General features: G+C 65.8%; 18 protein-coding genes. 5 read left to right on the top strand and 13 right to left on the bottom strand.

Going from position 1 to position 13,375, the window contains the following annotated elements; all coding sequences use genetic code 11:
* The 9 genes from GWK50_RS03905 to GWK50_RS03865 all read right to left on the bottom strand — a co-directional run bounded on the left by GWK50_RS03905 (position 1) and on the right by GWK50_RS03865 (position 6,910).
* Positions 1-492 carry a hypothetical protein gene (locus tag GWK50_RS03905; protein ID WP_162015386.1) on the bottom strand — a complete coding sequence of 164 codons (492 nt, stop codon included), beginning with the start codon at positions 490-492 and terminating at the stop codon, positions 1-3.
* Positions 493-522: 30 nt separating this feature from the next.
* A complete protein-coding gene (gene fabF / locus GWK50_RS03900; protein ID WP_162015385.1) occupies positions 523-1,767 on the bottom strand; it encodes a beta-ketoacyl-ACP synthase II in 1,245 nt (414 codons plus the stop codon).
* Between the two features lie 53 nt (positions 1,768-1,820).
* Entirely contained in the window at positions 1,821-2,060 is a 240-nt protein-coding gene (gene acpP / locus GWK50_RS03895) for an acyl carrier protein (protein WP_042425023.1), read from the bottom strand.
* Between the two features lie 101 nt (positions 2,061-2,161).
* Complete coding sequence (fabG, locus tag GWK50_RS03890; protein ID WP_162015384.1) at positions 2,162-2,908, bottom strand: 3-oxoacyl-ACP reductase FabG; 747 nt, start codon at positions 2,906-2,908, stop codon at positions 2,162-2,164.
* On the bottom strand, positions 2,905-3,855 hold the full coding sequence (gene fabD, locus GWK50_RS03885) for an ACP S-malonyltransferase (protein WP_162015383.1): 951 nt from the start codon (positions 3,853-3,855) through the stop codon (positions 2,905-2,907). Before fabD ends, fabG begins: the two co-directional genes overlap by 4 nt.
* Positions 3,856-3,915: 60 nt before the next feature.
* Complete coding sequence (locus GWK50_RS03880; protein WP_162015382.1) at positions 3,916-4,893, bottom strand: beta-ketoacyl-ACP synthase III; 978 nt, start codon at positions 4,891-4,893, stop codon at positions 3,916-3,918.
* The gene (gene plsX, locus GWK50_RS03875; protein WP_162015381.1) at positions 4,890-5,945 is read right to left on the bottom strand and encodes a phosphate acyltransferase PlsX; all 1,056 of its coding nucleotides are present in this window, start codon (positions 5,943-5,945) and stop codon (positions 4,890-4,892) included. Before plsX ends, GWK50_RS03880 begins: the two co-directional genes overlap by 4 nt.
* A 123-nt stretch (positions 5,946-6,068) precedes the next feature.
* Positions 6,069-6,251 (bottom strand): 50S ribosomal protein L32, encoded by a 183-nt coding sequence (rpmF, locus tag GWK50_RS03870; protein ID WP_162015380.1) that lies wholly within the window; start codon positions 6,249-6,251, stop codon positions 6,069-6,071.
* A 104-nt stretch (positions 6,252-6,355) separates the two neighbouring features.
* Positions 6,356-6,910: a YceD family protein gene (locus GWK50_RS03865; RefSeq protein WP_162015379.1), complete on the bottom strand. Its 555-nt coding sequence runs from the start codon at positions 6,908-6,910 to the stop codon at positions 6,356-6,358.
* Between the two features lie 25 nt (positions 6,911-6,935).
* On the opposite strand from GWK50_RS03865, the gene GWK50_RS03860 reads away from it, so the two are divergent.
* Together GWK50_RS03860 and GWK50_RS03855 are read left to right on the top strand one after the other, a co-directional pair.
* Positions 6,936-7,535 (top strand): Maf family nucleotide pyrophosphatase, encoded by a 600-nt coding sequence (locus tag GWK50_RS03860; protein WP_162015378.1) that lies wholly within the window; start codon positions 6,936-6,938, stop codon positions 7,533-7,535.
* Positions 7,532-8,317 (top strand): SAM-dependent methyltransferase, encoded by a 786-nt coding sequence (locus GWK50_RS03855; RefSeq protein WP_162015377.1) that lies wholly within the window; start codon positions 7,532-7,534, stop codon positions 8,315-8,317. The genes GWK50_RS03860 and GWK50_RS03855 overlap by 4 nt, the downstream gene beginning before the upstream one ends.
* Before the next feature lie 45 nt (positions 8,318-8,362).
* On the opposite strand, the gene GWK50_RS03850 is transcribed toward GWK50_RS03855, so the two are convergent.
* Entirely contained in the window at positions 8,363-9,211 is an 849-nt protein-coding gene (locus GWK50_RS03850) for a ZIP family metal transporter (protein WP_162015376.1), read from the bottom strand.
* Between the two features lie 252 nt (positions 9,212-9,463).
* Between GWK50_RS03850 and GWK50_RS03845 the strand changes: the two genes are divergently transcribed.
* The 3 genes from GWK50_RS03845 to GWK50_RS03835 all read left to right on the top strand — a co-directional run bounded on the left by GWK50_RS03845 (position 9,464) and on the right by GWK50_RS03835 (position 11,297).
* Positions 9,464-10,363 (top strand): NAD-dependent epimerase/dehydratase family protein, encoded by a 900-nt coding sequence (locus GWK50_RS03845; RefSeq protein WP_162015375.1) that lies wholly within the window; start codon positions 9,464-9,466, stop codon positions 10,361-10,363.
* A gap of 250 nt (positions 10,364-10,613) precedes the next feature.
* A complete protein-coding gene (locus GWK50_RS03840) occupies positions 10,614-10,874 on the top strand; it encodes a prevent-host-death protein (RefSeq protein ID WP_162015374.1) in 261 nt (86 codons plus the stop codon).
* Positions 10,875-10,883: 9 nt separating this feature from the next.
* Entirely contained in the window at positions 10,884-11,297 is a 414-nt protein-coding gene (locus GWK50_RS03835; protein WP_162015373.1) for a type II toxin-antitoxin system VapC family toxin, read from the top strand.
* A gap of 252 nt (positions 11,298-11,549) precedes the next feature.
* Here GWK50_RS03835 and GWK50_RS03830 read toward each other — a convergent pair whose 3' ends face one another.
* The 3 genes from GWK50_RS03830 to GWK50_RS03820 are packed head-to-tail and all read right to left on the bottom strand — an operon-like array spanning position 11,550 to position 13,253.
* Positions 11,550-12,179 (bottom strand): uracil-DNA glycosylase, encoded by a 630-nt coding sequence (locus GWK50_RS03830; RefSeq protein WP_162015372.1) that lies wholly within the window; start codon positions 12,177-12,179, stop codon positions 11,550-11,552.
* A gap of 37 nt (positions 12,180-12,216) precedes the next feature.
* Positions 12,217-12,522 carry an AzlD domain-containing protein gene (locus GWK50_RS03825; RefSeq protein ID WP_162015371.1) on the bottom strand — a complete coding sequence of 102 codons (306 nt, stop codon included), beginning with the start codon at positions 12,520-12,522 and terminating at the stop codon, positions 12,217-12,219.
* Entirely contained in the window at positions 12,519-13,253 is a 735-nt protein-coding gene (locus GWK50_RS03820) for an AzlC family ABC transporter permease (protein WP_162015370.1), read from the bottom strand. Before GWK50_RS03820 ends, GWK50_RS03825 begins: the two co-directional genes overlap by 4 nt.
* Between the last annotated feature and the right edge of the window lie 122 nt (positions 13,254-13,375).

Below are 13,375 nucleotides of genomic sequence, written 5' to 3'. Positions count from 1 at the left end.
TCACCCGGCAGGCGGCGAAGGATCCAGAGGCATGTTGGTGCCAGCCGTCTCGGCGCGCGAATATACCGCACGGCGCAGGTCGTTCCAGCGTTCGGGGTGCGCCCGGCGCTCCAACCAGAGCCAACATGGGGGTTGATCCGCCGACTCCAAGCGCACCAGCATGAAGCGCTGCAGATCGGCATGCACGCACAGGCAGGCACCATCGACGGATCGGCCAGCGCTCTTCAGCTCCCAATGTGCCCCGCCCCAGTGCAGATCGCCCGTCGGAAGCGCGCGCCAAAAACGCAGAGCGAGCGCCACTACCACGCTCCAAGTGGCAAAGACCGCCCCCACCACCCACCACGGATGGCGCCAGGCGCCTTGTGCAACCCAGTAGCCCAAAGCCAGCAAACCGCCAAAGGCGATTGACCCGCACCCTGCCGCCAACACCGCACTGCGCCCCACGGGATACAGAACCGCAGGCGCGCGCCAGCGCGTGGCCGCCAGATTCATTGCAAGGCGGGCATGGAACAGGGAAAAGACTCAGACCCTGCGGAACACCAACGTGCCGTTGGTGCCACCAAAGCCGAAATTGTTCTTCACAGCGACGTCGAGCTTCATGTCCCGCGCGGTGTTGGCGCAGTAGTCGAGGTCGCACTCCGGATCCTGGTTGTCCAGGTTGATGGTCGGCGGAATCTTCTGGTGGTACAGCGCCAGCACCGTGAAAATGCTTTCGACACCGCCAGCCCCGCCGAGCAAGTGCCCGGTCATGGACTTAGTGGAGCTGACCACCATCTTGTGGGCATGGTCGCCAAACGCTGCCTTGATGGCGTTGGTTTCATTCACATCGCCCAGCGGCGTCGAAGTGCCGTGCGCGTTGAGATAGGCCACTTCGTCCGCATTGATGCCCGCGTTGCGCAAGGCAGCCAGCATGGCGCGGCGGGGACCGTCCATGTTGGGCGCGGTCATGTGGCCCGCGTCGGCACTCATGCCAAAGCCGCTCAATTCGGCGTAGATGCGTGCGCCGCGCGCCTTGGCGTGTTCGTACTCTTCCAGCACCATGACGCCCGCACCTTCGCCCAGCACAAAACCGTCACGGTCCTTGTCCCAGGGACGGGACGCGGCCTTGGGATCCTCGTTGCGGGTGGACAGCGCCCGCATGGCTGCAAAGCCACCAATGCCCAGCGCAGAGACCGTGGCCTCGGTGCCGCCAGCGACGATGACGTCCGCATCACCGTATTCGATCATGCGGCCTGCTTCACCAATACAGTGCAGGCCCGTCGTGCAGGCCGTGACCACTGCCAGGTTCGGCCCCTTGAAGCCAAAGCGCATGGACACATGGCCCGCCACCATGTTGATGATGGATGCCGGCACAAAGAACGGCGTGATGCGCCGCGCCCCCCGGTTGATGAACTCCACATGGGTGTTCTCGATCAGCGGCAAACCACCAATGCCCGAGCCGATGATGCATCCGATGCGGGTGGCCTGCTCTTCACCGAGAGCCTCGCCCGTGGGCAGGCCCGCATCGCGCACGGCCTGGTCGGCGGCGGCGATGCCATAGTGGATGAAGCTGTCCATGGTCCGCGCCTCTTTGGCGCTGATGTAGGACTCCAGGTCGAACCCTTTGACCTCGCCCGCAATCTTGCAGGCAAAGGTCGATGCGTCGAACTTGGTGATGTGGTCAATGCCGGACTGGCCGGCCAGGAGGTTGGCCCAGGCATCACCCACCGTATTGCCCACGGGGGAGATGCAACCCAGGCCGGTCACGACAACGCGACGACGGCTCATGCGTGAAAACCTTGTGCTGATCGCTAGGGAGGGGACGGCGCCTCGCGCGCCGCTCAGGACTTCTGGTGGGCCAGCGCGTAGTCGATGGCGTTCTGCACCGTGGTGATCTTCTCGGCGTCCTCGTCGGGAATCTCGATGCCGAATTCATCTTCCAGCGCCATCACCAGTTCCACCGTGTCCAGCGAGTCGGCACCCAGGTCAGCCACGAAGGCCTTTTCATTGGTGACTTGAGACTCTTCAACGCCGAGTTGTTCGGCAATGATCTTTTTGACACGTGCTTCGATATCGCTCATGGTTTCCCTCTGGGGGTTGTGAATGGATCCGCGATTCTAGCCGCTCAGGGGAAGCCTCCCCCGAACCGCCCGCCGCACGGATGAACCGGCGTGTTTTTTTGTTACATGTACATGCCGCCGTTGACATGCAGTTCCTGCCCTGTCACGTAGCCCGCCTCGCGCGATGCAAGGTAGGCCACGGCGTGGGCGATGTCGGCGGGCTGGCCCATGTGGCCCAGCGGAATCTGCGCCTGCAGGGCCTTGTGCTGCTCTTCGGACAACTCGGCCGTCATGTCGGTCTGGATGAAGCCCGGCGCCACGCAGTTGACCGTGATGTTGCGGCTGCCCAGCTCGCGCGCCAGCGAGCGCGTCATGCCCGCCACACCCGCCTTGGCGGCAGCGTAATTGGCCTGGCCAGGGTTGCCCGATGCACCCACCACGCTGGTAATGCTGATGATGCGGCCGTAGCGCTGCTTCATCATGGGCTTGATCGCGGCACGGCTGACGCGGAACACCGCCTTGAGGTTGGTGTCCAGCACGGCGTCCCAATCGTCGTCCTTCATGCGCATGGCGAGCTGGTCGCGCGTGATGCCGGCGTTGTTCACCAGCACATGCAGGCCGCCCTGGCCCTTGACGATGCTGTCGATCAGCGCATCAACCGCCGCAGCGTCGTTCACGTTGAGGTTGGCGCCCCGGCAGCCGGGATAGGCCGCCAGCGCCTGGGTGATGCGCGCAGCGCCTTCGTCGGTGGTGGCGGTGCCGATGACCTGGTGGCCGCGTGCGGCCAGTTCCAATGCGATGGCGGCGCCGATGCCGCGCGAGGCACCCGTGACCAGCGCCACGGTGGGGGTTGCGGTGGATTCGCTCATGCCAGCAGTTCCTTCACTTCATTCAGGGTGGCCGGGTCGTACAGTGCCGCGCCCGTCAGTTCGGCGTCGATGCGCTTGGTCATGCCCGCCAGCACCTTGCCAGGGCCGCATTCGACGATGTGCGTGATGCCGCGGGCCTTGAGCGCCTGCACGCACTCCACCCAGCGCACGGGGCCGAAGGCCTGGCGGTAGAGCGCATCACGGATGGCGTCGGCGTCCTGCTGCACGGCCACGTCAATATTGTTGAGCACCGGGATCTGCGGTGCTGCGAGGGGGATGGCGGCCAGTGCGGCGCGCAGCTTCTCGGCGGCGGGCTTCATCAGGCTGGAATGGAACGGTGCCGACACCGGCAGCGGCAGTGCGCGCTTGGCGCCTGCGGCCTTGAGGGCTTCGCAGGCCTTCTCGACGGCGGCCTTGCTGCCGGCGATCACAGTCTGGGCCGGGTCGTTGAAATTCACCGCCTCGACCACTTCGGTGCCGTTGTGGCCCATGGCGGCCGTCACTTCGGCGCAACCAGCTATCACTTTTGCAGCATCCAGGCCCAGAATCGCGGCCATGGCGCCAGTGCCCACGGGCACGGCTTCCTGCATGGCGGCAGCACGCAGGCGCACCAGCGGCGCCGCCTGGGCCAGCGTGAGCACACCGGACGCCACCAACGCAGAGTATTCACCCAGCGAATGGCCGGCCACGGCGGCGGGCAAAGCACCGCCCTCGGCGCGCCAGACGCGCCATGCCGCCACGCCTGCCACCAGCATCACCGGCTGGGTGTTGGTGGTCAGGGCCAGCGCTTCCTTGGGGCCCTCGTGGATCAAGCGGCCCACGTCTTCGCCCAGGGCGTCGGACGCTTCCTGCAGCGTCTGCGCCACGGCGGGGTGATCACCCCAGCCATCAAGCATGCCCACGGCCTGCGAGCCCTGGCCCGGAAAGACAAATGCAAAGTTCTTCATTGCCAATCAGAAAAAATAGACAAAAACAGGCTCAAGCGCTTATGCATAAAGCGCAAGTAGCTACATTTTTAGTAGCACAGCACCCCAGGTAAAGCCGCCGCCCACGCCTTCGAGCATGACCGTCTCGCCTTCCTTGATCTGCCCTGCACGCACGGCATAGTCCAGTGCCAAGGGGATGGACGCCGCCGAGGTGTTGCCGTGCTGGTCCACGGTAACCACCATGCGCTCCAGCGGGAGCTTGAGCTTGCGTGCCGTGCCCTGCATGATGCGGATGTTGGCCTGGTGCGGTATCAGCCAGTCAATGTCGGATTCCTTCAGGCCTGCCTTGTCGAGCGTGGCACGCGCCGCGCTTTCCAGCACGCCCACGGCCAGTTTGAAGACGGCGGGGCCGTCCATGGTGAGCAAGGGGCGCCCTGCGATCTGACCGCCGGACACATGGCCCGGCACGCACAGAATGCCCACATGGCGTCCATCGGCATGCAGATCCGAAGCCAGAATGCCCGGCGTCTCGGACGCCTCCAACACCACAGCGCCCGCACCATCGCCAAACAGCACGCAGGTGGTGCGGTCGTTGAAGTCCAGCAGACGGCTGAAGATTTCGGATCCCACCACCAGCGCACGCCGGGCCGTGCCGGCACGGATCATGGCGTCGGCCACCGTCAGCGCATAGACAAAGCCACTGCACACCGCCTGCACATCAAAGACCGGGCAGCCCGAGGCGCCCAGCTTGTGCTGGAGGATGGCGGCAGTGGAGGGGAACACCATGTCCGGCGTGGACGTGGCGACGATGATGAGGTCAATGTCTTGTGCGCGCAGGCTGGCGGCCTGCAATGCGTGGCGCGCCGCCTCCAGCGCCAGGTCGCTGCAGGCCACTGCAGCGTCGGCGAAATGCCGCGCCTGGATGCCCGTGCGCTCCACAATCCATTCGTTGGAAGACTCGATGCCGCGGCTGGCCAGGTCGGCCACCAGTTCGGCATTGGTCACCCGGCGCGGCGGAAGGTAACTGCCGGTGCCGGTAATTCGGGAATAGCGTGTCATTGAAGTGGCGCTGGCGCCACGTCGGCCTCGGTCTTGTCTGCCTCCGGCAGCAGAAAAGGTGCTGCACTGGCAATCCGCCGACGGACGCGATCCAGCAGGTTGTTGCGGGCTGCATCATACGCCCGGTTCAAAGCCTGCTCAAAAGCCATCTCATCGGCAGACCCGTGGCTCTTGAAAACCAGCCCACGCAAACCCAGCAGCGCCGCACCGTTGTAGCGACGGTAGTCCACGCGTTTTTTGAATGCAGATAGAACCGGATAGGCGACGATCGCTGCGACTTTTGTGAAAATGTTGCGCGAAAACTCCTGCTTGAGGAATCCGCCCACCATGGCCGCCAAGCCTTCACTGGTCTTGAGCGCCACATTGCCAACAAAGCCGTCACAGACCACGATATCGGTCGTTCCCTTGAAGATATCGTTGCCTTCGACATTGCCGAAAAAGTTCAAATCGCCGGAGTTGGCCGCAGATCGCAGCAATTCACCCGCCTTTTTGATCACTTCGCTGCCCTTGATCGCTTCGGCACCAATGTTGAGCAAACCGACGCTGGGCTGCTCCTTGCCCTTGAGCACGGTATCGAGCGCCGAGCCCATCACGGCAAACTCCAGCAGGTGGCGCTCGGTGCAATCCACGTTGGCACCCAGGTCCAGCACCGTGGTCGAACCGCCCAACGCATTGGGCAGCGGGTAGGCAATGGCCGGGCGGTCGATGCCGTCCATCGTCTTGAGCACGTAGCGTGCAATGGCCATCAAGGCGCCCGTATTGCCGGCCGACACGGCGGCATCAGCCGCACCTTCCTTGACCTGCACGATGGCCACGCGCATGGACGAGTCCTTCTTGCGGCGCAGGGCAATTTCGACGGGGTCGTCCATGGCCACCACTTCGGAGGCAGGCACCAGGCTGGCGCGCTCATGCGCAAAGCCCTGCAAGACCTCGGGCAGACCCACCAGGAGCAGGCGCGCATCGGCGTGCGCGTCCAAAAAGTGGCGGCACGCCGCCAATGTGACATGGGGGCCGTGGTCGCCCCCCATGCAGTCAACAGCCAGTGTGATCATGCAACAGGGTCTTGGCCGGTTCAGCGGCCCGGTGGGGTGCGCAGGGCGCACAAACGACAAAGGCCCGTGCTACGAAACGGTAGCTACGGGCCCTGAGAGACTCGGCCTCGGGCAGAGACAGGGTCAGGCTTCGGACTTGCTCTTCAGCACCTGGCGGCCACGGTAAAAGCCGTTGGGGCTGATGTGGTGGCGCAGGTGGATTTCGCCCGTGGTGGGCTCCACGGCAATGCCGGGCACCGTCAGGGCATTGTGCGAACGGTGCATACCGCGCTTGGAAGGCGACTTTTTGTTTTGCTGAACGGCCATGATGGGCTCCTGGTCTTCAAAAGGTGTTGGTGGAAAACGCGATCAGCCCATTAAAGACACGAGGGGATTCGCGCGAAGCCCTCGATTATAGCCCAAAGCTGCCGTCAGGTGTCTTTTTTGCCAACGCGCAGGCTCGCCAGCGCGGCAAAGGGGTTGGGGCGCTCGGCACTGGCGGAATCAAAGTCCTCGTCGCTGGCGGACAACTGCACCGGGTCCGGGCACTCGTCGTGGCGCGGCACCAGCGGCAGGGCCATGAGGAGCTCGTCCTCGATCAGCTCGTGCAGATCAAACTCACGGCTCAGGGCCAGCAGGTCTTCTTCAACCTCGTCGTCCAGCGCCTCGGCCGTGGCCTCGTCCGCGACGAAGCGGAACCACTGATCCACCTGCAGCGGCACATCCACCGGCCCCAGGCAGCGCTGGCACACCATGGGAAAGTCCGCGCGGGCCTGCAAATGCATCCAGAGCTGCCCAGCTTCGTTGCCGACTTCAGGGCGCCATTCGCCGACCGCCACCCAATCGACACGCAGGTCGGGATGCAATCCCTTGGCCTCCTGCGCCAGGCGCTCGTACTTGAGCAGGGACTCGTGCCCTTCCAGGCGCGCACCTGCCAGCACAAAGGCTTTGGCGTCGAGCCGGTCGGGGTGGAATTCCTTGGTCATGCGTGCAGTGTAAGAGAATCGCGCCATGCATCAATCCCCCTCCCTTGTTCGCACTCTGGTTTTGGGCTCCACCTCGCGCTACAGGCGCGAATTGCTGCAGCGCCTGGGCCTGCCTTTCACGGTGGCCGCGCCCGACGTGGACGAAACCCCCCTGCAAGGCGAAGCCCCGCGCGCACTGGCACTGCGCCTGGCGCTGGCCAAGGCCCACGCCGTAGCAGCCCAGCACCCCGACGCCGTGGTTATTGGCTCCGACCAGGTGGCTGACCTACACGGCCAGCCCCTGGGCAAGCCCGGTACCCACGAGCGCGCCAGCGCACAACTGCAACGCATGAGCGGCGAAACCGTCATCTTTCAGACCGCCGTGGCCGTGGTCTGCGCGGCCACCGGCTTTGAACAGGTGGACCTGGCGCCCGTGGAAGTGCGCTTTCGCACGTTGACGGGTGACGAAATCGAGCGCTACCTGCACGCCGAACAGCCCTACGACTGCGCCGGCAGCGCCAAAAGTGAAGGCCTGGGCATCAGCCTGCTGGACGCCATCCTCAGCGACGACCCCACCGCCCTGGTCGGCCTGCCCTTGATCCGCACCTGCCGCATGCTGCGCGCCGCAGGCCTCACGCTGCCATGAACACGCCCGCCCCCACCCCCGGCCGTCTGTACCTGGTGCCCGCACCGCTGGACTTTGGCTGCGAGCCACAAGCCCCCCTGCGCGACGCCCTGCCCGACGCCACGCTGGCCACGGCCGCCCGCATCACCCACTGGGTGTGCGAGAACGCCAAGAGCACGCGCGCCTACCTCAAGCGCATCGACGCGCTGCACCCGCTGGCGCTGCCCCTGCAGGAACAGCACATCACCGAACTGCCGCGTGAAGTGCACAAAAAAGGCGACCACGGCGACAAAGGCTCGGCGCCGTTTGACGCCCGCCCCCTGCTCGCCCCCGCCCTGGCCGGGCACGACATGGGCCTGGTCAGCGAAGCGGGCATGCCCGCCGTGGCCGACCCCGGCAGCTCGGTGGTGCGTGCAGCGCACGCACTGGGGCTGCAGGTGGTACCGCTGGTGGGGCCGGTGTCGCTGCTGCTGGCGCTGGCGGCCAGCGGGCTCAACGGGCAGAACTTTGCCTTTGTGGGCTACCTGCCGCAGGACGCCGACGAACGCGCCCAGCGCATCCGCACGCTGGAGGCCCTGGCGCTCAAGAGCGGCCAAACGCAACTGTGCATCGAGACGCCCTACCGCAACGCCGCCCTGCTCCAGGCCCTGCTGCAAACCCTGCAGCCGGGCACCCACCTGGCCGTGAGCAGCGGCCTGACCCTGGCCAGCGCCCGCACGCGCAGCCAGACCGTGCGCCAGTGGCGCGCACAGCCCGACGGCCCCGACAAGCACACGCCCGCCGTGTTTGCCATCGGACGCTGACCATATCGACATCCGCCCAGCGCGGTGCGCCAGCCCCTGCCACCGTCAGTGGCTGTGCGCCGCGCCGCTGACCAGGGTGACCACCGCCATCCCCAGCAGCAGCCAGAAAATCTGAAACGCCGTCTCGCGCGCAGACACATGGCGCTGCAGTTGTGGAATCAGGTCCGCCAGGGCCACATAGACAAAGCTGCTGGACGCCACGGCCAGAAAGAACGGCAGCCAGTCGTGCAACTGCCCCACCAGAAAGTAGCCCGCGACCCCGCCCAGCGCCGTGACCGCCCCTGCCAGCGACACCTTGACCAGCGCAATGCGGCGGCTGGCACTGCTCTGGCGCAGCACCACCAGATCGCCCATGTGGTGCGGCACCTCGTGCGCCAGCACCGACAGCGCCGCCACCAGCCCCAGGCGCATGTCAGCCAGGAAGGCCGAAGCGATCAACACCCCGTCGCCAAAGCAATGCACGCTGTCGCCGGTCAGCACCGCCCAGCCACCGCCCTGCGGCGCGGCGTGGTGGTGATGGTGCTCATGGCCATGCGCGTGGCCGTGTGAATGGTCGTGCCCGTGGCCATGGGCATGGTCGTGCTGGCCCTGCACCGGGTCGTGGTGCTCGTGCCCGTGGTGCCACAGCTCGGCCTTGTCCAGCAAAAAGAAGAACACCAGGCCCACCAGCAGCGTGGTGAACAGCTCATGCGCCCCGGCCTGGCTCTCGAACGCCTCGGGCAGCAGGTGCATGAAGGCCGTGGCCAGCAGTGCACCTGCGGCCAGGCTCAGCAGATGGCGCGTGCCCACACCGTCGGGCCGCGTGCCCAGCCCGGTGCTCAAAAGCCCGGCGGCAAGCCACACGCTGCCGATCCCGGCAGCCAGAGTGGCCGTGATGATTGCTATCAAAATCATAGCTATTAGCGCTTGTTGCGCTTGCCTTAGAAGGTATTTTTATCAATATCCCCAAACAGGGGTCTGCGAAGAATGCGCTGGCTGGCGAGCGCTGACAAGGCATGCATTTTGATCTTAGCAAGCCTGTCAAGCACCCAGCCCCGTCCGCCAGGGCAATATCCGTGTCACCAACCCCTGAATCCACCCGCCACCGAGCCACACACCACGCCATGGGTGTAAGGTGACCGCATCCGAAGCCCAGCCCACACCACCATGCACATCCTTCTGACCGGCGCCACCGGATTCATCGGCCAGACCCTGCATGCCGCCCTGCGCGCCGCCGGGCACCAGGTGCACGCCGGGGTATCCCCCCGCAGCGCCCAGGCCAAGCTCCAGCCAGACCAGGTGCCCATGGACTTTGCCCGCGACACCACGCCCGAGTCCTGGCTGCCCCGGCTGCAGGGCATGGACGCCGTGGTCAACGCCGTGGGCGTGCTGCGCGACAGCGCCGCGCGCCCCATCGACGCCGTGCACCAGCACACCCCCTGTGCTCTGTTCCAGGCCTGCGCCCAGGCTGGCGTGCGCCGCGTGGTGCAGATCTCGGCCCTGGGCATCGAAGGCAGCGCCACGCGCTACGCCCGCACCAAGCTGGCCGCCGAAGCCTGCCTGCGCACCCTGGCCGCTGCCGGCCAGCTCGACCCCGTGGTGCTGCGCCCCAGCGTGGTGTTTGGCAAGGGCGGCGACAGCAGCGCGCTGTTCATGAACCTGGCCCGCCTGCCCGTGGTGGTGTTCCCCGCGCCCATGCTCACGGCGCGTATCCAGCCCGTGTCGGTGCACGACCTGGCCGCTGCCGTGGTGGCCCTGCTCGGCCCGGCCCTGCAGCACACCGGCACCGTGGCCTGCACCGGCCCCGAACCCGTGCGCATGGCCGACTTCGTCGCCAGCCTGCGCCAGCAGCAAGGCCACGGCCCCGCACTAGTGATGCGCCTGCCCCTGCCGCTGACGCGCCTGAGTGCCCGCGCGGGCGACCTGCTGCCAGCCTCGGTGCCCTGGTGCAGCGAATCGCTGGCCCTGCTGGACAGCGACAACGTGGGCGATCCGGCGGAGTTCGAGCAATTGCTGGGCCGGTCGGGGGTGCATTACAGCCGGTTGGTGGCGCAGGCGTGGAGATGATTGTGCGCCCATATTTCAAGCAAAAGGCATCCAAAGCTTACTGAACAAGCGTTACTTGCTTCACTATTGATAGCACAACAATGCTGCTCAATGCCAACCCACAGGTGGTCAAGAACGCATACAGACCGTGGCAAAAGCAACTCCAAGCCACCGTCACGCTGAACCCTCACCTTTCATCAGCACCTGCAAATTGACGCTCCCTTCATGTTTGTCATAACATACAAACATCATTGTGATTCCGGAGGTTCGCATGAGCATCCATACGTTTTCCAGCCGCGATTTCACGCGCGATGTGTCTGCGGCCAAGCGCGCAACGGTGGATGGCCCGGTATTCATCACCGACCGGGGGCGCCCAGCCTATGCGCTGCTCAAGATCGACGACTACTACCGCATCGCAGGGCAAAGCGAACGCTCGCTCCTGGACGTGATGGATGGCATCCCCGGGGGGGAAGGCATTGATTTCGAGCCCCCTCGGTTGAAGGTGCAGATCCAAGGCGCGTCGTTCGACTGAAAGCCATCCATGTTCGTCCTGGATACCAACGTCATTTCCGAACTGCGCCATGGCAAGCCCCATCAGTCGGCCGAGGTACGTGCCTGGGCGGCGGGGCAGCCCAGCAGCAGGCTTTTTCTGTCGGCCATCTCCATCCTGGAGCTGGAAATCGGCATCCGCACGCTGGAACGGCGCACGCCCCCGCAGGGCAGTGCACTGCGCGCCTGGCTGGCAGGGGTGCGTGTGGCCTTCGCGGGTCGCATCCTGCCATTCACCGAAAACACTGCGCCCGTGTGCGCTTCACTGCACATACCCGACCGCCGCTCTGAGCGCGACGCCATGATCGCGGCCAAAGCCATCGAGCACGGCTTTGCTGTGGTGACCCGCAACGTGGCGGACTTTGCCGATACCGGAGTGACAGTCGTGAACCCTTGGCTTGCGTGAGCGCTGGCACTTTGAGCGCCTGGGCATGCTGGACAGCGACGACGTGGGCGACCCGGCGGCCTTCGAGCGCTTGCTGGGCCGACCGTGGGGGCATTGCAGCCGATTGGTGGCGGGTGAGTCACGTCCGATCGTTCAGAATCAAATCAGCCCCCAGCCCTTTCTAGCAAAGCGCCGATAGCTCTTTGATTCATAGCAGCCCCAGGCACGGCACCGTGACCCCGTCAACGCCGACGGGCAACAGGAACACACTCGTCATGCCAGGATCACAGCCAGTCCTTCGGCAAAACGCGCCGCCCCTCCGTTGGCGGGATGGCGCACATACGCCGCCGACCTGATTCCTGTTTTCTGCAGTAACTCATAGGCTTTTTTCCCGATCGGAACAAACACCGCATTCGGAAATGCGCGCCGGAGTATCTGCAGGGCGGGGACCCCGAGCGCCAACTCCTTGGCCGTTGGAGTCCGGTTCGACCAAGGTTCACCTCGGCGATGCGGGTGCATCTGAACGGCGTTCCACAGAACTGTTTCCTCCTGGATGGAGAGCGATTTCAGCGTGCGCCAGATGATGGTGGCAGATGGCTCCCTCAAGGGCAGATGTCGCTTTGTCAGACGATGCGATGGCGGATCGATCCGTGGAATCACGCCATCCAGCAACAACCCTTCGCTGGTGAACGCTACACCGGAGTAGCGGCAGCCCCGGTACCCCGGCGCCTCGCCAACGAGGATCAGCCTTGGCCTGCAATCCAGGTGATTTCGCAACCGCTCCAGCCGCGCCTGCGGAGTGTTTTCCGGGCCGTCATACGCGCAGTTGTCGGCGTAAGGGTTGTACAACCCGTCTTGTCGACTGGGAAGCGTAGCGACGAGCCGGTCGGCCAAATGGATCATGGCTTGAATGGTCTGCAATTGCCGCGAGCGTGCGAACTCACCCCCACCACCGCACCCCCGCCGACGCCAACGCCCCCAGCAACACCACCAGCAGGAACGGCAAGCGCAGCCACAGCGCCAGTGCCGCCGCCGCCAGGGCCGCCAGGCGCGCGTCGAGCACCAGTGCGCCCCCCGAGGCCACGGTGTTCATCACCGTAAGCGCGGCCAGCAGCGCCACCGTCATGGCGCCGGCCACGCGGGTCATGCGCGGGTTTTGCAGCCAGCGGGCAGGAATGGCGTAGCCCGCCAGCTTGGTGAGGTAGGTGACCGCGCAAGCCAGCAGGATGTAGCCCCAGAGCGTCATGCGGCGCCCCCTTCCCGGGTGTGCGGCGTGGCGGCGTCGGCGTCCGGGTCGCGGCCCCACCAGCCCCAGGCGGCGCCGAGCACGGCGGCCAGCAGGATGGGCAGGCCCGGCGGCACGAACGGCACGGCCAGGGCCGTGGCCACGCCACAGACCACGGCCAGCGCCACGGGCTCACGCTCACGCAGGCGCGGCCAGAGCAGGCCCAGGAAGGCGGCCACGGCGGCGCCGTCCAGGCCCCAGCGGCGTGGGTCGCCCAGGGCGTCGCCCAGCACGGCGCCCAGCAGGGTGAACAGGTTCCAGAGCACGAACACGCCGACGCCGGCCGTCCAGAAGCCGCGCCGCTGCTCGTCGGGGGTCTGTTGGCCCGAGGCCGTGGCGGCCGATTCGTCGATGGTGAGCTGCGCCGCCACGGCCTTGCGCCAGCCGGTGGGGGCGATCATGGCGTTGAGCTGCATGCCATAGACCGCGTTGCGCACGCCCAGCAGCGCGGCAGCGCCCAGGGCCGCAGAGCCCGCACCGCCGCCCGCGATGACACCGATGAAGGCGAACTGCGAGCCGCCCGTGAACATGAGCAGGCTCAGCGCCATGGCCTGACCGACGGTGAGGCCGGCCGCCACGGCGAGCGCGCCGAAGGAGATGCCGTAGAGCCCGGTGGCAGCGGCAATCGACAGGCCCACGCGGATGGCGGGGGTCCAGGTGGATGGATGCAGAGTTGGTGTGGAGGGGGCCATTGACTTCAAATTTGATAGCTGGTGGCGCTTTCTGGATAAGCGCTTGAGGCCAAAAACACTAAAAATCCGGCAGGACTGACGGCGCATGACGGGAATGCGGGGCGCGTTGCCAACACCGCGCC

The organism is Acidovorax sp. 210-6 (assembly GCF_010020825.1).
GTDB classification, from domain to species: domain Bacteria; phylum Pseudomonadota; class Gammaproteobacteria; order Burkholderiales; family Burkholderiaceae_C; genus Simplicispira; species Simplicispira sedimenti.
The sequence above is the reverse complement of the archived record's forward strand: the minus strand, read 5'-3'. Positions and strand labels throughout refer to the sequence as shown.